Annotated in this window: 1 protein-coding gene; it reads left to right on the top strand. The window is 53.6% G+C overall.

All coding sequences use genetic code 11. From position 1 onward, the window contains the following. On the top strand, positions 1 to 233 hold a 233-nt coding region (locus ACUYLD_RS25815), incomplete at both ends, for an AMP-binding protein (RefSeq protein WP_446676255.1).

The raw sequence follows: 233 nt of genomic DNA, 5'->3' as shown, positions 1-233 counted from the left end.
CTGAACGAGCGTGGGAACCAACTTGCTCGTAGATTGCGGAATGAAGGCATTGGGCGCGAATCCATTGTTGGTATTTTAAGTGAGCGCTCGGTGGACATGCTGGTCGGCGTACTGGCGGTATGGAAAGCCGGCGGGGCATATGTACCGTTAGATGCAGATTATCCGTCCGAACGTATCCGCTTTATGCTGGAGGACAGCGGTGCGACAGTGCTACTGACTCAAACAGGTTTGCA

The organism is Paenibacillus sp. SER-28, from assembly GCF_052906305.1.
This window is presented reverse-complemented; position numbering and strand designations above follow the sequence as displayed.